The following is an 18148-nucleotide window of genomic DNA, read 5'->3' as shown; positions in this document are numbered from 1 at the left end:
CCAGTCGATCAGTCGATCTCGGCGAAACGTTCCCACAGTTTCGGATAGCGCTGGGCCATCGCCGCCTCGTTCTCGAAGTCGAGGGGTGTTCCCTGCGGCTCCGTCGGGGCGGGGGCGATGCCGAGATCGGGGGTGACCACGCCGGTGAGCTGCTCGTAGGCCTCGTCCGCCGCGTAGCCGAGTTCCTCGCCGTCGCCGTCGATGTCCTCGTCGAAGTCGTCGAGGAGATCCGCGAGCGAGTCCGGGTCGTGCAGGGCTCCCTCGAAGACCTCGCGTCCCTGGCCGATCAGCCAGCAGCGGAAGTAGTCGAAGGCGTCGTCGCTGGCGCCACCGAGGAGGACCCAGGAAGCGCCCCACAGATCCCAGCGGTAGGCACGGTTGTAGCGCGCCTCGAAGTGACGGGCGAAGTCGAGCACCATGTCCGGCTCGAGTTCGAGGAGCTTCTCGGTGAGCAGGTCGGCGTGGTCCTCGGGGTCGCCCTCGGCGGCCACGCGGGTGCGGTCCACGATCTCCCAGAACTCCGTCTCGTCCATCACGGGACAAGCATCGGTCCTGAGGGGTGGGTACGCACGCGGAGTGCGGCGGATGCGACTGTCTCGTTATGCGTGCACATGCCCATGGAAAACCCGACAGCAGGTGTCGGCATTGGGTGGCAGCCTCGAAGTCATGGAGAGCGAAGAGATGGACACCACGCACGCACCCGCGCACCCCCTGACCGGAAAGGTCGCCCTCGTCGCCGGCGCCACCCGGGGCGCGGGCCGGGCCATGGCCGTGGAGCTCGGCCGCGCCGGGGCCACCGTGTACGCGACGGGCCGTACGACCCGGGAGCACACCAGCGAGGTCGGGCGCACCAAGGAGACCATCGAGGGGACCGCGGAGCTGATCACCGCCGCGGGCCGGGAGGCAGGCGGACCGGGCACCGGCATCGCCGTACCCACCGATCACCTGGAGCCCGAGCAGGTCGAGGCCCTCGTCGACCGGATCGACCGCGAGCAGGGCCGCCTGGACATCCTGGTCAACGACATCTGGGGCGGCGACGTCCACGTCGAGTGGGACAAGAAGATGTGGGAGCACGACCTCGGCAAGGGGCTGCGCCTGATGCGCCTCGGCATCGAGACCCACATCGTCACCAGCCGGTACGCGCTGCCGCTGCTCATCAAGAACCCCGGCGGCCTGGTCGTCGAGGTCACCGACGGCACCGAGGAGTACAACGGCCCCAACTACCGCAAGCCCTTCTACTACGACCTCGCCAAGTCGGCCCCCCTGCGGATGACGAAGGGCCTGGCCGAGGAACTCGAGGAGTACGGCTGCACGGCGCTCTGCCTGACCCCCGGCTGGCTGCGCTCCGAGGCGATGCTCGACACGCACTTCAAGGTCACCGAGGAGAACTGGCTCGACGGCCGCAAGCAGAACCCGCACTTCGCGATCTCCGAGACCCCGACGTTCGTGGGCCGGGCCCTGGTCGCGCTCGCCGCCGACCCCGACGTGGCACGGCACAACGGCGCGTCGCTCTCCAGCGGCGGCCTCGCCAAGGAGTACGGCTTCACCGACATCGACGGTTCGGCGCCGGATGCCTGGCGCTACATCGCGGAGGTCGAGCAGAAGGGCAAGCCCGCCGACGTCACGGGCTACCGCTAGTCACCTCCGGCCAGGCGGCTGACGGCATCATGGGGGCATGCGCGCTGCACGCCTCATCAAGATGGTGCTTCTGCTCCAGGCCCGCCCCTCCATGACCGCCGCCGAGCTCGCGGGTGAGCTCGAAGTGTCCGAGCGGACCATCACGCGGGACGCCCAGGCCCTCTCCGAGGCGGGCGTCCCGGTCTACGCGGACCGGGGGCGGGCCGGCGGCTACCGGCTCATCGGCGGCTACCGCACCCGGCTCACCGGCCTCGGACGCAGCGAGGCGGAGGCCCTCTTCCTCTCCGGGGTGCCGGGCGCGCTGCGCGAGATGGGCCTGGAGGACGCGGCGTCGGCGGCCCGCCTGAAGGTGTCGGCGGCACTGATGCCCTCGCTGCGGGACGCCTCGCAGAACGCGTCGCAGCGGTTCCACCTGGACGCGCCGGGCTGGTTCAAGGAGACGCCCGCGCCCGAACTGCTGCCCGCGCTGGCGGACGCGGTGTGGGACGACCGGCGCGTCACCGCCCGCTACCGGCGCCAGGACACCGAGGTGGAAAGGGAGTTGGAGCCCTACGGCCTCGTGCTCAAGGCCGGGGTCTGGTATCTGTGCGCGCGGGTGCCCGACACGGGCTCCTTCCGCGTCTACCGCATCGACCGGTTCACCGCGATCACCGCCGACGAGGACCGCTTCGTACGCGACGAGGAATTCGACCTGCCGGGCTTCTGGGAGGAACGGGCCGCGCAGTTCGCGCGGGCGATCCTGCACTCCGAGGTCGTGCTGCGGCTCTCCGAGGCGGGCCTGCGCCAGCTCCCGTACGCCACCGACTCCGCATCCACCCAGGAAGCACTGGAGAGCGCGAGCGCCCCGGACGAGGAGGGCTGGGTGACGCTGACCCTCGCCGTGGAGAACGAGACGGTGGCATACACACAGCTCATGTCCCTGGGCCCGGAGGCAGAAATCTTGGAACCGCCGACGCTGAGGGAGCGTTTCGCAGCGGCGGCAACGCAGATGGCCCGCCGCTACTCGTAACGGCAATCGGGTGGGTGGGCGGGAAAAATCCGCCGCGAAGCGGCGGCTCAGAACAGACCCGCACACGGGAACGGGCCCCTGCCAAAGAGACAGAGACCCGCACCCGCACCAAGCCGAAGGCTACAGACCGTACTTCGCCCGCGCTTCCTTCACCGCCGAAGCCGGCACCTCGCCCCGACGGGCAAGCTGCGCCAGCGACGCCACGACGATCGACTCCGCGTCGATGCCGAAGTGGCGGCGAGCCGCGTCCCGCGTGTCGGAGAGGCCGAAGCCGTCCGCACCCAGGGACGAGTAGTCCTGCTCGACCCACTGCGCGATCTGGTCGGGGACCTGCCGCATGTAGTCGGACACCGCGAGCACGGGACCCTGCGCACCCTCGAGCGCCGTACGCACGTACGGAATGCGCTCCTCGCCGCGCAGGATCGCCTCGTCCGCCTCCAGGGCGTCGCGGCGCAGCTCGGTCCAGGAGGTCGCGGACCACACGTCGGCGGCCACGCCCCACTCCTCGGCGAGCATCTTCTGGGCCGCGAGGGTCCAGTGGATGGCCGTGCCCGAACCGATCAGCTGGATGCGCGAGGCGTTGGCCGCGGGGGAGTGCCCCGCCGTCTCGGCGGTGTTGAAGCGGTACAGGCCCTTCACGATGCCCTCGTCCACACCCGCGGGCTTCGCGGGCTGCGGCATCGGCTCGTTGTAGACGGTGAGGTAGTAGAAGACGTTCTGGTCCTCACCGGGGGCCGCCTCGCCGTACATCCGGCGCAGACCGTCCTTGACGATCGCCGCGACCTCGTAGGCGAACGCCGGGTCGTACGACATGGCGGCGGGGTTCGTCGCGGCGATCACCGGCGAGTGGCCGTCCGCGTGCTGCAGACCCTCACCCGTCAGCGTCGTACGACCGGCGGTGGCGCCGACGAGGAAGCCGCGGCCGAGCTGGTCGCCGAGCTGCCACATCTGGTCGGCGGTGCGCTGCCAGCCGAACATCGAGTAGAAGATGTAGAACGGGATCATGGCTTCGCCGTGCGTCGCGTACGACGTCGACGCGGCGATGAAGTCCGCCATCGAACCGGCCTCGGTGATCCCCTCGTTGAGGATCTGGCCGTCCTTCGCCTCGCGGTAGTACATGAGCTGGTCGCGGTCGACCGGCTCGTACGTCTGGCCCTTGGGCGAGTAGATGCCGAGCGACGGGAAGAGCGACTCCATGCCGAAGGTGCGCGCCTCGTCGGGGACGATCGGCACCCAGCGCTTGCCGGTCTCCTTGTCGCGGATCAGGTCCTTGACCAGGCGTACGAAGGCCATGGTCGTCGCGATCGACTGCGAGCCCGAGCCCTTGTCGAACGAGGCGAACGCCTTGTCGGCCGGGGCGGGCAGCGGGGAGAGGGGCTGCGTGCGGCGGGCCGGGGCCGGACCGCCGAGGGCGGCACGGCGCTCCTGGAGGTAGCGGACCTCGGGGGAGTCGGCGCCCGGGTGGCCATAGGGCACCACGCCGTCGACGAACTGGCTGTCCGAGATCGGCAGCTCCAGGAGGTCGCGCATGTCCTTGAACTCGTCCACCGTGAGCTTCTTCATCTGGTGGTTGGCGTTCTTGGACTCGAAGCCCTTGCCCAGCGTGAAGCCCTTGACCGTCTGCGCGAGGATCACGGTCGGCGCGCCCTTGTGGGTGAGCGCCGCACGGTAGGCCGCGTAGACCTTGCGGGCCTCGTGGCCGCCGCGCGAGAGGTGGAAGCACTCGCTGATCTTGTCGTCGCTGAGCAGCTTGCCGAGCTCGACGAGCGCGGGCTCGGAGCCGAAGAAGTGCTCGCGGATGTAGGCGGCGTCACGCGTCGCATACGTCTGGAACTGGGCGTCCGGCACCTCGCGCAGGCGGCGGACCAGGGCGCCGTTGGTGTCGAGCTGGAACAGCTCGTCCCAGGCGTTGCCCCACAGGACCTTGATGACGTTCCAGCCGGCGCCGCGGAACTGGGCCTCCAGCTCCTGGACCACGCGGAAGTTGGCGCGGACCGGGCCGTCGAGGCGCTGCAGGTTGCAGTTGATGACGTACGTGAGGTTGTCGAGACCCTCACGTGCGGCGAGCGCGAGGGCAGCCGTCGACTCGGGCTCGTCCATCTCGCCGTCACCGAGGAACGCCCACACGTGTGAGGGGGAGACGTCCTTGATGTTGCGGTTGGTCAGGTAGCGGTTGAAGCGCGCCTGGTAGATCGCCGACAGCGGGCCGAGGCCCATGGAGACGGTCGGGAACTCCCACAGCCAGGGAAGGCGGCGCGGGTGCGGGTAGGACGGCAGGCCGTTGCCGCCCGCTTCCTGACGGAAGTTGTCGAGGTGCGCCTCGTTCAGACGGCCGTCGAGGAAGGCGCGGGCGTAGATGCCGGGGGAGGCGTGGCCCTGGATGTAGAGCTGGTCGCCCGACCCGTCACCCTCCTTGCCGCGGAAGAAGTGGTTGAAGCCCGTCTCGTACAGCCAGGCGGCGGAGGCGAAGGTCGCGATGTGGCCGCCGACGCCGTGTTTGCTGCCCCGGGTCACCATCGCGGCCGCGTTCCAGCGGTTCCACGCGGCGATCCGCTGCTCCATCGCCTCGTCGCCCTCGATCGCCGGCTCGGCGGAGGTGGGGATGGTGTTGACGTAGTCGGTCTCAAGGAGCTTGGGCAGCGCCAGGCCCGCGCCCTCGGCGCGCTCCAGCGTGCGGCGCATCAGGTATGCAGCACGGTGCGGCCCGGCCGCCTGGGTAACGGCGTCCAGGGAGGCCTGCCATTCGGCGGTCTCCTCGGGGTCGCGGTCCGGGAGCTGGTCGAGCTCGCTCGGCTGGATTGCGGAGGGGTCGGTCATGTCGCCGCCTTCCTGAGTCGGAGGGGGTCCCCTGTTCGGTAAGGGGTGGGGGTGCCCGAAGTCTTTGGCAGGACAGGGCGTGAGGCCCTGGTGAGAGCCCGTCGAAGACTGTAACTCCGTGATCGATGATCGATCAAAGGGTTGAAGGCGAAAACTCCTTCATATTGAGAAAGTAGGCATCCGGTGCCATTAATGCGGGCACGCGGTGCCTTCGATTTGAAGGATCTTCGCAGGTGAGAGCACGTATGAGCGGGCCTGTCACGGATGAGCGCGAGTCCCCCAGGGAGCGTCAGGGACGCGGCGCGCAGCCCAGTACGTGGGCCTTCACCAGCTCGGCGATCGCGGGGTCACGCTGCCGGAAGGCCGTGACCAGGGCCTCGTGCTCCTCGGCGTACGACTGCTGGACCGTGCCGAGCCACCGGATCGACAGCGCGGTGAAGACCTCGATGCCCAGGCCCTCCCAGGTGTGCAGCAGAACGGAGTTGTCCGCCGCCCGCACCAACTCCCGGTGGAAACCGACCGTGTGCCGCACCTGCGAGGTCCCGTCGGCGGCCCGGTCCGCCTCGTACAGCGCGGCGACATGGGGTTCGAGGGCCGAGCAGTCCTCGGCCAGGCTCTCCGCCGCCAGTTCGGCGGCGATGGCCTCCAGGCCCGCGCGGACGGGGTAGCTCTCCTCCAGGTCCGCCGCGGTCAAGTTCCGTACGCGTACGCCCTTGTTGGGGGCCGACTCGATGAGCCGCAGCGTCTCCAGCTCGCGCAGCGCCTCGCGTACGGGGGTCTGCGAGACCTCCAGCTCGACGGCGATCCGCCGCTCCACGATCCGCTCGCCCGGCTGCCAGCGCCCGCTGACGATCCCCTCCACGATGTGCTCGCGGATCTGTTCGCGCAGCGAGTGAACGACGGGCGCGGTCATGTGGGCTCCTCCGGCGGGGGCAGCGCCCCAGGGCGTGGTGACCCCTAGACAATACGGCGACGCCCCCGCCCGGAAACCTCCGAACGGGGGCGTACGTGCTGATGAGACGAGTCTTACAGCCCGGGGCCGCGGGACTACAGGCCGAGCTCGACCTCGAACTCGCCGGCCTCGAGGATCGCCTTGACCGTGGTCAGGTAGCGGGCGGCGTCCGCGCCGTCCACCAGACGGTGGTCGTAGGAGAGCGAGAGGTACGTCATGTCCCGCACGGCGATGGTCTCGCCGAGGTCCGGGTGGTTGATGACGACCGGACGCTTGACCGTGGCACCGATGCCGAGGATCGCGGCCTGGTTCGGCGGCACGATGACCGTGTCGAACAGGGCACCGCGCGAACCGGTGTTGGAGACCGTGAAGGTGGCGCCGGACATGTCGTCCGGGGTGAGGCCACCGCCACGGGCCTTGCCGGCCAGCTCGGCGGTCTTCTTGGAGATACCGGCGATGTTCAGGTCGCCCGCACCCTTGATGACCGGCGTCATCAGACCCTTCTCGGCGTCAACGGCGATGCCGATGTTCTCCGAGTCGAAGTACGTGATGGTGCCTTCGTCGTCGTTGATCCGGGCGTTGACGACCGGGTGGGCCTTCAGCGCCTGGGCGGCGGCCTTGACGAAGAACGGCATCGGGGAGAGCTTGACGCCCTCACGGGCCGCGAACGCGTCCTTCGCCTTGGCGCGCAGCTTCATCAGCTTCGTGATGTCGACCTCGACGACCGAGGTCAGCTGGGCCTGCGAGTGCAGCGCCTTCATCATGTTGTCGCCGATGACCTTGCGCATGCGGGTCATCTTGACGGTCTGGCCGCGGAGGGGAGAGGCCTCCAGGGCCGGAGCCTTCGAGGCGACCGGGGCAGCGGCGGCCGGAGCCGGAGCTGACTTCTTGGCCTCGGCGGCCGCGATGACGTCCTGCTTGCGGATGCGGCCACCGACGCCGGTGCCCTTGACGTCCGACAGGCTCACGCCGTGCTCGCCCGCGAGCTTGCGGACCAGCGGCGTGACGTACGCGCCCTCGTCGGCGGGGGAGGCCGGAGCGGCGGGGGCAGCCGGAGCGGCCGCGGCGGGCTGCGCCGGAGCCGCGGGCTGTGCCGGGGCGGCGGGCTGCGCCGGAGCCGCGGGCTGTGCCGGGGCGGCGGGCTGCGCGGGGGCCGGGGCGGGAGCCGGGGCAGCTGCCTGCTTCGGCGCCTCCTGCTTGGGGGCCTCCTCCTTGGCCGGAGCGGGAGCGGCACCGGGAGCGCCGATGACGGCGAGCTTGGCGCCGACCTCAGCGGTCTCGTCCTCGCCCACGACGATCTCGAGCAGCACGCCCGCGGCAGGGGAGGGGATCTCGGTGTCGACCTTGTCCGTGGAGACCTCGAGCAGGGGCTCGTCCTCCGCGACCTCCTCGCCGACCTCCTTCAGCCAACGGGTGACGGTGCCCTCGGTGACCGACTCGCCCAGTGCGGGCAGCGTGACGTCGGTGCCCTCGGCGGAACCGCCGGACGGGGCGGGGGCGGCGGGCGCCTCGGCCTGGGCCGGGGCCTCCTGCTGCTGGGGGGCCTCCTCCTGGGCGGGGGCGGCCGGGGCCTCCTGCGCCGGGGCGGCCGAGCCGCCCGCGTCGCCGGAGCCGTCGTCGATGACGGCGAGCTCGGCGCCGACCTCGACGGTCTCGTCCTCGGCGACCTTGATGGAGGCCAGGATGCCCGCGGCAGGGGAGGGGATCTCGGTGTCGACCTTGTCGGTCGAGACCTCGAGCAACGGCTCGTCGGCCTCGACGCGCTCACCCTCGGCCTTCAGCCAACGGGTGACAGTGCCCTCGGTGACGCTCTCGCCGAGCGCCGGAAGGGATACGGAAACCGCCATGGTTTCGGTTGCTCCTTACGAATTGCGGAAGTCTGTGGTCGTCGCGCCCGTATGACTGATGGGTCAGTCGTGGGAGTGGAGAGGCTTGCCCGCGAGGGCCAGGTGAGCCTCGCCCATGGCCTCGTTCTGCGTCGGGTGGGCGTGGATGAGCTGGGCGACCTCGGCCGGCAGCGCTTCCCAGTTGTAGATCAGCTGGGCTTCGCCGACCTGCTCGCCCATGCGGTCGCCGACCATGTGGACGCCGACCACGGCACCGTCCTTGACCTGGACGAGCTTGATCTCGCCCGCGGTCTTGAGGATCTTGCTCTTGCCGTTGCCCGCCAGGCTGTACTTGAGGGCGACGACCTTGTCCGCGCCGTAGATCTCCTTGGCCTTGGCCTCGGTGATGCCCACGGAGGCGACCTCGGGGTGGCAGTACGTCACCTTCGGCACGCCGTCGTAGTCGATCGGGACGGTCTTGAGACCGGCCAGGCGCTCCGCCACCAGGATGCCCTCGGCGAAGCCGACGTGCGCGAGCTGGAGCGTCGGGACCAGGTCGCCCACGGCCGAGATGGTCGGGACGTTGGTCTGCATGTACTCGTCGACCAGGACATAGCCGCGGTCCATCGCGACGCCCTGCTCCTCGTAGCCGAGGCCCTGCGAGACGGGGCCGCGGCCGATGGCGACGAGCAGCACCTCGGCGTCGAAGGTCTTGCCGTCGGCGAGGGTCACGCGGACGCCGTCCTGCGTGTACTCGGCCTTCTCGAAGAAGGTGCCGAGGTTGAACTTGATGCCGCGCTTGCGGAACGCGCGCTCAAGAAGCTTCGAGGAGTTCTCGTCCTCGACCGGCACGAGGTGCTTGAGGCCCTCGACGACGGTCACCTCGGAACCGAAGGACTTCCACGCCGAGGCGAACTCGACGCCGATGACGCCGCCGCCCAGGATGATCGCGGACTTCGGCACGCGGTCCAGGGTCAGGGCGTGGTCCGAGGAGATGATGCGGTTGCCGTCGATCTCCAGGCCCGGCAGCGACTTCGGCACGGAGCCGGTCGCGAGCAGCACGTGGCGGCCCTGGACACGCTGTCCGTTCACGTCCACGGAGGTGGGCGACGAAAGCTTGCCCTCGCCCTCGATGTACGTCACCTTGCGCGAGGCGATGAGTCCCTGCAGGCCCTTGTAGAGGCCCGAGATCACGTCGTCCTTGTACTTGTGGACGGCCGCCATGTCGATGCCCTCGAAGGTGGCCTTCACACCGAACTGCTCGGCTTCGCGAGCCTGGTCGGCGATCTCACCGGCGTGCAGCAGCGCCTTCGTCGGGATGCAGCCGTTGTGCAGGCAGGTGCCGCCGACCTTGCCCTTCTCGATCAGGGCGACGTCCAGGCCCAGCTGCGACGCGCGCAGTGCCGCGGCGTAACCGCCGCTACCGCCGCCGAGGATCACTAGGTCGAAAACGGTGCTGGCGTCGTTCGCCACGTCACGTCCTCCATGCATGTGCGCCGTACGCCGGACCCCTTATCGCGGGGGACGACCGGTCGGTCGGCTGGTATCGGCCGCTCTTGTTTCGGCCCTGTGGTGGGGGCCCTGTCCTGCCGAGAACCCATCTTCGCACTTGTCGGCGGGAGGTGGGACGGCGGGCCGGGCTGTGAGACGTCTGATTCGCCACGTTCAAGCGTTACCCAGGCGTATGAACGTACGGATTTCGTCGAGGGCGAAATCGGGCAGGGCCCGGACATCTGGATGTCCGGGCCCTGCCGCGCGTACGACAGATCAGCTGGTCAGCCCAGGTCGCCCGCGGCCGTGCGCTCCGCGAGACGGACCAGGGTGCGGACCGCGGTGCCGGTGCCGCCCTTGGGCGTGTAGCCGAACGGGCCGCCCTCGTTGAAGGCCGGGCCCGCGATGTCCAGGTGCGCCCAGGTGATGCCCTCGCCGATGAACTCCTGGAGGAAGAGACCGGCCACCAGACCGCCGCCCATGCGCTCGCCCATGTTGGCGATGTCGGCGGTGGGGGAGTCCATGCCCTTGCGCAGGTGGTCGGGGAGCGGCATCGGCCAGGAGGGCTCGCCCGCCTCCTCGGAGGCGTCGTGGATCGCGGCGCGGAACGCGTCGTCGTTGGCCATGATGCCGAAGGTGCGGCTGCCGAGCGCCATCATCATCGCGCCGGTCAGCGTGGCCACGTCGACGATCGCGTCGGGCTTGTCCTCGGATGCCTTGGCGAGCGCGTCGGCCAGGACCAGACGGCCCTCGGCGTCGGTGTTCAGGACCTCGACGGTCTTGCCGCTGTACATCCGCAGGACGTCGCCGGGGCGGGTCGCGGAGCCGGACGGCATGTTCTCGGCGAGCGCCAGCCAGCCGGTGACGTTCACCTCGAGGCCCAGGCGCGCGGCGGTGACGACGGCCGCGAAGACGGCGGCGGCACCGGCCATGTCGCACTTCATGGTCTCGTTGTGACCGGCGGGCTTCAGCGAGATGCCGCCCGAGTCGTACGTGATGCCCTTGCCGACGAAGGCGAGGTGCTTCTTCGCCTTGGACGACGTGTACGAGAGCTTCACGAGGCGCGGCGGGGCGTCCGAGCCGACGCCGACGCCGAGGATGCCGCCGAAGCCGCCCTTGGTGAGCGCCTTCTCGTCCAGGACCTGGATCTTGATGCCGTGCTCCTTGGCGGCCGCGGTGGCGACCGCGGCGAAGGCCTCGGGGTTCAGGTCGTTCGGCGGGGTGTTGACGAGGTCGCGGGCGCGGTTGAGCTCCTCGGCCAGGGCGGTGGCGCGCTCGACCGCGGCCTTGTACGCCTTGTCGCGGGGCTTGCCGCCCAGCAGGGCGATCTCGGCGAGCGGACCCTTGGCGTCCTTGCCGTTCTTCCCCTTTGCGGAACCGTTTTCCTTGTACGCGTCGAAGGTGTACGCGCCAAGCAGCGCGCCCTCGGCGATCGCGCCGGTGTCCTCGGCGTCCTCGGTGGGCAGCGCGAACGCGGCCTTCTTCGAGCCGGAGAGGGCGCGCGCGGCGGTACCGGCGGCGCGGCGCAGGGCATCGGTGCCGTACGTCTCATCCTTCTCCGGCACCGTGCCGAGGCCGACCGCGACGACGACCGGGGCCTTGAAGCCGGACGGCGCGGGCAGCTTGGTCACCTCGCCCTCGACGCCCGAGGCGCCGAGGGTCTCCAGGACGGAGGCGAGCTTGCCGTCGTAGGCCTTGTCCACGGCCTCGGCGCCCGGTGCGACGACCGGACCCTTGGCGCCCTTCGCGACGCCGACGACGATCGCGTCGGCGCGCAGGCCGGACGCGGCGGCAGTGCTGAGAGTCAGAGCAGTCACGGTGGTGAATTCTCGCTTCCGTTGAGTTCCTTGGCCGATGGGGTGGGTCGACCCGCCCGGCGCCAGCCTAGAACGGGCCGGAAAGGCGCCGGACATGAGCCTACGCGCGTCGCGCCCATTCGATCGTGTCGGCGCAGATTCATCCGTTCGTGTCGGCGCTTTTATGTTTCAGCGGCGCCATCCGTGAATCAGCCGAGGGCGAGGATGATCAGGGCCGTCGTGGCCGCGGTCTCGGCGAGTGCGCCGAAGACATCTCCGGTGATGCCACCGAAGCGGCGGACGCAGTGGCGCAGGAGAAGTTCTGCGGCGCAGACGGCGAGGACGACGGCCGCCGCGTACTGCACCGCGTCCTGCGCCCCGAAGGGCACGGCCGCGAGGGCGGCCACGGCGGTGACGAGCGCCGCCGTGAGCAGGGCCGCGCTTCGCGGAACCGTTCCTGCCACGGCGGCTCCAAGCCCTTCCGGGCGGGCCGGGGGGACTCCGCGGCGCGCGGCCAGGGTGAGGGCCAGGCGGGCGGTGGCCGCCGAGACGACCGCGGCGAGCGCGCCCCGGGTCCAGGAGGCCTCGTAGAGCTGGAAGAGGACGGCCACTTGGGCGAGCAGGACGAAGAGCAGTGTGATGACGCCGAAGGGGCCGACGTCGGACTGCTTCATGATGCGGAGCGCCTGGTCGGCCGGCTTGGCGCTGCCGAGCCCGTCGGCGGTGTCGGCGAGGCCGTCGAGGTGGAGGCCGCGGGTGAGAGTCGCTGGTACGGCGGCGGTGGCCACGGCTGCCAGCAGCGGCCCCGCCCCGAGGGCCATGAGCGCGGCGCCGAGCGCGGCCGCGCACCCCCCGACGACCAGCCCGGCCAGCGGGGCACAGAGCATGCCGCCGCGGGCGGCGTCACGGTCCCACTTGGCGACGTTCACCGGAAGCGCGGTAAGGGTGCCGAAGGCGAAGCGGAGGGCATCGGCGGGGGAGGTTCGGGGCACCGCGGAAGGGTACCGGGGGCTGCGCCCGGCCTTGACCTGGCTCCCCGCATCCGACTCTCGACGGACGATCCCTCCCGCCCATCACCCCGGGGCAATCGGGTGGGTGGGCGGGAAAGATTCGCTGCGAAGCGGCGACGCAGGCAAGCAGCGACGCGCAGCGGCACGCGGCGGCACAGGAAAGCGCGGCCGGTCCAAGGAAGTCCCGCGCCCGCAGCGAAATGCGGTGGCCAGGGCTCCGGCTGAGGATGGGCCCATGGCCGACTGGTGGTATCGGAACATCACGGAGCCCGGAAAGCTGCCGCTGCTTCTCGCGCTGCTCTCCTTCGTGGGCTGTTTTCTCGTCACGCGGACCATCACCCGCCTCATCCGCGCAGGCAAAGGCCCCTTCCGGAACATCAGCACGGGAGACGTCCACATCCATCACGTCGTACCGGGCATCTTCCTCATGCTCGTCGGCGGGTTCTGGGCCGTCGCCGCGGGCCGGCACAGCCTCGCCTCGATGTTCGCGGCGGTCATCTTCGGCGTCGGCGCCGGCCTCGTGCTCGACGAGTTCGCCCTGATCCTCTACCTGGACGACGTCTACTGGAGCGAGCAGGGCCGCAAGAGCGTCGAGGTCGTGATGCTCACCGCGGCCCTGGTGGTCCTCGTCCTCACCGGCTTCACGCCGTTCGGCGTGAACGACCTGACGCCCGAGGAACGCGGCAACCGTACGGGCTTCGCCCTGAACATCGCCGTCAACTGCTGCTTCGCCCTGGTCGCCCTGGCCAAGGGAAAGCTGCGTACGGCCCTCATCGGCATGGTGATCCCCCTGGTCGCGCTGGTGGGAGCCATCCGCCTCGCCCGCCCCGGATCGGCATGGGCCAGGCGCTTCTACCGCAACCGGCACCGCGCCCGTGCCCGCTCGGGCCTGCGCGCCTTCCACCACGACCGCCGCTGGGCGGGCCCGCGCCGCAGGGTTCAGGACTGGATCGGCGGCAGGCCCGACCCGGAACCGCCCCGCCCGCCACGCCGCTGAAACACCTCGGAGCAGGCGCACAGCACCAGCACGGCCGCGATCGCCGCCAGATGCTCCCTGCCCGCGAGGTTGTTCTTGACGATCACCTCCACGACCATCGCGGCGACGACGAGCCCGGCCGTGCACCAGGCCCGGTACCGCCAGCACACGTACACCGCGAGCCCGACCACGGCGGCGGACGGCCCGGTGTCGACGACCTGCGCGTCGGACGCGGGGAGCCCCAGCGGGTGGCCCGGCCCCCACGCGATGCCCACGCGCGCGTAGAGCGTGCCCGCGAGGGTGGCCGCGTAGCCGATGACGAGCGTGCGCCACCAGCCGACGCAGATCTCCGCGATGCCGAACACCAGCAGGATCTGCGCGAGCGCACCCCACACGGGCAGGTCGAGCGCGGGCACGAAGAGCGAGAGCGGCGTACGCAGGAGGGCGAGCCAGAGCGGGTCGTCGGCCCGTACGGAGCCGATGTTCTGTACGAACTGATAGCCCCAGGACTGGTTCTGCGTGAACTGGAGCAGGGCGGTGAGGCAGACCGCGGCGAGCGTCATGGGCGCCGCCCGCCACCCCCGCCCGGCGACGCCGTCGCGCACGGCGGCGTACAGCGGACCCCATTCGGTACGCGCCGGCCCGGTCGGGCGTCCGGCGGCCGGGGTACTCATCGTCGGGACTCCAGGTGCTTGCGGTGCAGCCACTTGGGCAGGCCCGGCGCTTCGAGAAAGCCCTCCGCGCGGGCCGACGCGAGGCCGATGCGCGGCAGGTCCCCGCTCTTCTCGAAGAGAAGGAAGCGGGGCTCCCAGATCGGGCGGTACTTCGCGTTGGCGCGGTACAGCGACTCGATCTGCCACCACCGCGAGAAGAAGGTGAGCAGGGAGCGCCACAGCCGCAGGACCGGGCCCGCGCCGAGCCGCGAGCCACGTTCGAAGACCGACCTGAACATCGCGAAGTTGAGGGAGACCTGAGTGATCTTGATCTCGGCCGCGCGCTGGAGGAGTTCGATGACCATGAACTCCATCAGGCCGTTCTCGGAGTCGCGGTCACGCCGCATCAGGTCGAGCGAGAGCCCGTTCGGCCCCCATGGCACGAAGGAGAGGATGGCCCGCAACTCGCCGTCCCCGTCGGTGCATTCGAGCATCACGCAGCGCCCGTCCGCGGGATCGCCGAGCCGTCCGAGCGCCATCGAGAAGCCCCGCTCGGTGGCCCCGTCACGCCAGTCGTCGGCCCGCTCGAGCAGGTACGTCATCTCGTCGGCCGGAATGTCCTCGTGGCGCCGGATCCGCACCTCGTAACCGGCCCTCTTGACCCGGTTGTAGGCCTGGCGGACCGTGCGCATGGCCCGCCCCTCCAGCGTGAACTCTTCGGTCTCGACGATGGCTTCGTCGCCCAGTTCGAGCGCGTCAAGGCCGTGCCGGGCGTAGATCGTGCCGGCCTCCTCGCTCGCGCCCATCACGGCCGGGATCCAGCCGTGCTCGCGGGCGTCTGCGAGCCAGGGTTCGATGGCGCCCGGCCAGGCCTCCGGGTCCCCGATGGGATCTCCGGAGGCCAGCGACACGCCGCCGACGACCCGGTAGGCGACCGCGGCCTTGCCGCTCGGCGACCACACGACGCTCTTCTCGCGGCGCAGCGCGAAGTAGCCGAGCGAGTCGCGTTCGCCGTACTTGTCGAGCAGGGCGTGCAGCCCCCGCTCGTCGTCCTCGGTGAGCGGGTCGACCGCCTTGCGCGAGCGGAACGCGGCGTACAGGACGGCCAGGAGGAGAAGCGTGCTGAGCACGTTGATGGTGACGTTGACCCAGCCGGGTGTGGTGATGCCCTCGAAGCGCTCGTCGTCGGCGGCCAGCGAGACCAGGCGCATGGTGCCGTAGCGCCAGCGGTCGAGGAACGTCGAGCGGTAGTCGTCGTGCGCCCGGTTGGTGACGCCGACCAGGAGCGCGGCGATCAGCGAGGTCACGAGCAGTCCACCGACGGCGACGGCCGCGGCGAGCTTCGGATTGGAGCGGTCGCCCTTGGCGTAGAACTCGCGCCGCCCGACGATCAGCGAGGCGACGAAGGCGGCGGTCAGGACGAGGGAGATCCAGTTCTGCGCGTGCCGGCGGATCTCCGGGAAGACCATCGCGAACGCGAAGAGGAGCAGAAAGAGCCCGCTGAGCACGAGGTTGAGAATCCAGGCGGCGCGTTTGCGGCGGCGCATCGTGATCGCCAGGAACATCGTGAACGCGCCCGAGGCGAAGCCCGCGGTGAGCAGATAGGGCGTGAAGTAGTTCTCGGTGTTGTGCCGCCGCAGATCCTGCCCGAGGGAGACCCAGACCGCGCTCAGGAAGTTGATGAAGGTGACGGCGCGGAGGTACCAGACGCTGAAGGCCGCGGCGAGGCGCTGACGGCGCCCGGCAGCAGATTGCTCATCTCCCATGAAAAGGGATCATATGGGGCATGCCGGGCCGTCACCGGCTGCGCGCGGACGCGCCGCTCACCCGGCTCATCCGGCTTCGTACGCGCCGCCTACTCCGCTGCGGGGTCCCCGGCCCTGGGTGGCACCTCGGAGGCAGCCCCTGTGCGAGGCTCGGCCCCCGGCTCGGTATCGGCCTCCAGCTCGGTGTCGGCCTCCGGCTCCGGCTCCTGCTCCGGCAGCTCGGCGGAGAGCGCCGCCGCGGCCCGCACCAGCGGCAGCGCGAGCAGCGCGCCCACGCCCTCGCCGACCTGCACGCCCTGCTCGAGGACCGGGTCGAGCGCCATCCGGTCCAGGGCCTTGGCCTGCGCGGGCTCCCCGCTGTTGTGCCCCGCGAGCCACCAGTCGGGCGCCCGGAAGGCGACCCGCTGGGCCACGAGCGCCGCGGCCGACGCCACCACGCCGTCCAGGACGACCGGCGTGCGCCGTACCGCGCACTGCAGCAGGAACCCGGTCATGGCGGCGATGTCCGCACCGCCCACCGTCGCGAGCAGCTCCAGCTGATCCCCGAGCACGGGCCGCGCCCGCCGCAGCGAATCCCGTACCGCCGCGCACTTGCGCATCCACGCGAGGTCGTCGATCGGCGAGCCGCCCCGCCCGGTGACCACGGAAGCGTCGGTGCCGCAGAGCGCGGCGACCAGCGTCGCCGCGGGCGTCGTGCCGCCGACGCTCACATCGCCGAGCACGACCAAATCGGTCCCGGAGTCCGCCTCCTCGTCGGCGACGGCCATTCCGGCCCGCACCGCGGCCTCGGCCTCCTCCGTCGTCAGCGCGTCCTCGATGTCGACACGGCCCGAGCCACGGCGCACCCGGTGCCCCGCGACCTCCGCCGGAAGCTCGGCCGGGTCGCAGTCCAGGGCCATGTCGACGACCCGGACGGGCACATCGAGACGGCGCGCGAGGACGGACACGGGGCTGGCGCCGGAGAGCACCGCGCGTACGAGTTCGGCCGCGCTGCCCGCGGGCCTCGCGGACACGTCGAGGCCCGCGACCCCGTGGTCACCGGCGAAGAGGATCACGCGCGGCCGCTCGATCGGCTTGACCGGCACCGACGACTGCGCCGCGGCGAGCCACTCGGCCAGCTCGTCCAGACGGCCGAGCGCCCCGGGCGGCACGCTCTGCCGTTCCCTGCGCTCCTCGGCGTCGCGGCGGATCCCGCCGTCGGGCCGCTCGATCAGGTCGGTGAAGTCGTCGAGATTCAGCGAGCTCATTCGTCGAACAGTACCGGCAGGCCCTGGGCCCGGTTCGAACGGCCCGGCAGCAGGCGTCCCCCGCGTGCGGGGCCGTCGGGACGGGCCGTCTCCACGGTGTCGTTGCACCGGCACCGATGTTCCTTTACATACCGTTTGGGGGTAGTTGTCGCGTTGAAAGCACGCGCACCGTACGCGACACCGCCCGTACCGCCCGTACCGCCCGACAGAGGAGCCCGCCACGCCCATGGACGCCGCCCAGGCCGCCGCCGCCCAGGCCGAGAAGATCTTCGCCGTGCCGTGCTCCACCCGCCGCCACCGTGCACGCGCCCGCGCGATGGGCCGGTTCATCGAGCCCGAGAGCTGGCTGGACGTCGAGACGGGGCTCGGTCACTTCCCCGCCGTCGCGCAGGAAGTGCATCCGTACACCTCCTTCGACGGCCTCGACCTCACCGGGCGCGTGGAGGAGGGCCGCAGGGCGGGCCGCGTGGAGGAGGCCCACCGCGGGCTGCTCGCCGACCTGGCGCCCAAGCTCGCGGGGCGCTACGACGCGCTGAGCATGTTCCACTACCTGGAGCGCAGCGCCGACCCGCGCATCGAACTCATCGCCGCCCGCACGGTGTTGCGGCCCGGCGGCCATCTGATGATCGAGGTCCCCGTGCCGCGCAGCCGGTACGCCCGGATTCTCGACACGGGATGGATCAGGCCCCAGCCCTACCACCGCATCCCGCCCGCCGCCCTGCACGCCGAGCTGGAGAGCCTCGGCTACACCGTCGTGGCCACCGACCGGCGCGAGCCGCACATCCCCTTCGACCTGACCGCACGGCTCGCCGTCGCCCTCGGCCGCATCCGTGCCGCGGCCCGCATCGCGGTGCCCCTCCTGGCCGCGGCGGCCCTGGCCGACCGGCTACTTGCCCCCGTGGTCAGCCGCACCCGCTTCTCCAACGCCTACCGGATCATCGCCCGCCGCAACCCCACCGCCTGAGCG

At 70.9% G+C, this 18148-nt stretch carries 14 protein-coding genes; 4 read left to right on the top strand and 10 right to left on the bottom strand.

The genetic code is table 11. From position 1 onward, the window contains the following. Nucleotides 1–8: 8 nt before the first annotated feature. Entirely contained in the window at nt 9–533 is a 525-nt protein-coding gene (locus ACWFRU_RS01455) for a DUF4240 domain-containing protein (RefSeq protein ID WP_453684477.1), read from the bottom strand. A 133-nt stretch (nt 534–666) separates the two neighbouring features. On the opposite strand from ACWFRU_RS01455, the gene ACWFRU_RS01450 reads away from it, so the two are divergent. Continuing rightward, nucleotides 667–1638 (top strand): SDR family oxidoreductase, encoded by a 972-nt coding sequence (locus ACWFRU_RS01450; protein WP_453683707.1) that lies wholly within the window; start codon nt 667–669, stop codon nt 1636–1638. 37 nt (nt 1639–1675) lie between these two features. Beyond that, on the top strand, nt 1676–2647 hold the full coding sequence (locus ACWFRU_RS01445; RefSeq protein ID WP_453683706.1) for a helix-turn-helix transcriptional regulator: 972 nt from the start codon (nt 1676–1678) through the stop codon (nt 2645–2647). Between the two features lie 120 nt (nt 2648–2767). Here ACWFRU_RS01445 and aceE read toward each other — a convergent pair whose 3' ends face one another. The 6 genes from aceE to ACWFRU_RS01415 form a co-directional block, all read right to left on the bottom strand. Beyond that, entirely contained in the window at nt 2768–5464 is a 2697-nt protein-coding gene (aceE, locus tag ACWFRU_RS01440; protein WP_453683705.1) for a pyruvate dehydrogenase (acetyl-transferring), homodimeric type, read from the bottom strand. A 289-nt stretch (nt 5465–5753) separates the two neighbouring features. Further along, nucleotides 5754–6377, bottom strand: coding sequence for a GntR family transcriptional regulator (locus ACWFRU_RS01435; protein WP_453683704.1), 624 nt, complete (start codon nt 6375–6377; stop codon nt 5754–5756). 134 nt (nt 6378–6511) lie between these two features. Continuing rightward, entirely contained in the window at nt 6512–8263 is a 1752-nt protein-coding gene (gene sucB, locus ACWFRU_RS01430) for a 2-oxoglutarate dehydrogenase, E2 component, dihydrolipoamide succinyltransferase (protein WP_453683703.1), read from the bottom strand. A gap of 63 nt (nt 8264–8326) precedes the next feature. Continuing rightward, complete coding sequence (lpdA, locus tag ACWFRU_RS01425) at nt 8327–9715, bottom strand: dihydrolipoyl dehydrogenase (protein WP_365822883.1); 1389 nt, start codon at nt 9713–9715, stop codon at nt 8327–8329. A gap of 302 nt (nt 9716–10017) precedes the next feature. Continuing rightward, nucleotides 10018–11550 carry a leucyl aminopeptidase gene (locus tag ACWFRU_RS01420; protein ID WP_453683702.1) on the bottom strand — a complete coding sequence of 511 codons (1533 nt, stop codon included), beginning with the start codon at nt 11548–11550 and terminating at the stop codon, nt 10018–10020. Nucleotides 11551–11738: 188 nt separating this feature from the next. After that, nucleotides 11739–12521 (bottom strand): adenosylcobinamide-GDP ribazoletransferase, encoded by a 783-nt coding sequence (locus tag ACWFRU_RS01415; protein WP_453683701.1) that lies wholly within the window; start codon nt 12519–12521, stop codon nt 11739–11741. Between the two features lie 253 nt (nt 12522–12774). On the opposite strand from ACWFRU_RS01415, the gene ACWFRU_RS01410 reads away from it, so the two are divergent. After that, nucleotides 12775–13536, top strand: a complete 762-nt coding sequence (locus ACWFRU_RS01410; protein ID WP_453683700.1) for a hypothetical protein — start codon at nt 12775–12777, stop codon at nt 13534–13536. On the opposite strand, the gene ACWFRU_RS01405 is transcribed toward ACWFRU_RS01410, so the two are convergent. The 3 genes from ACWFRU_RS01405 to cobT form a co-directional block, all read right to left on the bottom strand. Further along, on the bottom strand, nt 13479–14189 hold the full coding sequence (locus ACWFRU_RS01405) for a hypothetical protein (protein ID WP_453683699.1): 711 nt from the start codon (nt 14187–14189) through the stop codon (nt 13479–13481). The two genes, ACWFRU_RS01410 and ACWFRU_RS01405, sit on opposite strands and share 58 nt — an antisense overlap. Further along, nucleotides 14186–15934, bottom strand: a complete 1749-nt coding sequence (locus tag ACWFRU_RS01400) for a phosphatidylglycerol lysyltransferase domain-containing protein (protein ID WP_453683698.1) — start codon at nt 15932–15934, stop codon at nt 14186–14188. Before ACWFRU_RS01400 ends, ACWFRU_RS01405 begins: the two co-directional genes overlap by 4 nt. Before the next feature lie 89 nt (nt 15935–16023). After that, nucleotides 16024–17181 carry a nicotinate-nucleotide--dimethylbenzimidazole phosphoribosyltransferase gene (gene cobT, locus ACWFRU_RS01395; RefSeq protein ID WP_453683697.1) on the bottom strand — a complete coding sequence of 386 codons (1158 nt, stop codon included), beginning with the start codon at nt 17179–17181 and terminating at the stop codon, nt 16024–16026. Nucleotides 17182–17407: 226 nt separating this feature from the next. Between cobT and ACWFRU_RS01390 the strand changes: the two genes are divergently transcribed. Beyond that, nucleotides 17408–18145: a class I SAM-dependent methyltransferase gene (locus tag ACWFRU_RS01390; protein WP_453683696.1), complete on the top strand. Its 738-nt coding sequence runs from the start codon at nt 17408–17410 to the stop codon at nt 18143–18145. Nucleotides 18146–18148: the final 3 nt, after the last annotated feature.

Source organism: Streptomyces sp. NPDC055099 (assembly GCF_053607685.1).
The sequence above is the reverse complement of the archived record's forward strand: the minus strand, read 5'-3'. Positions and strand labels throughout refer to the sequence as shown.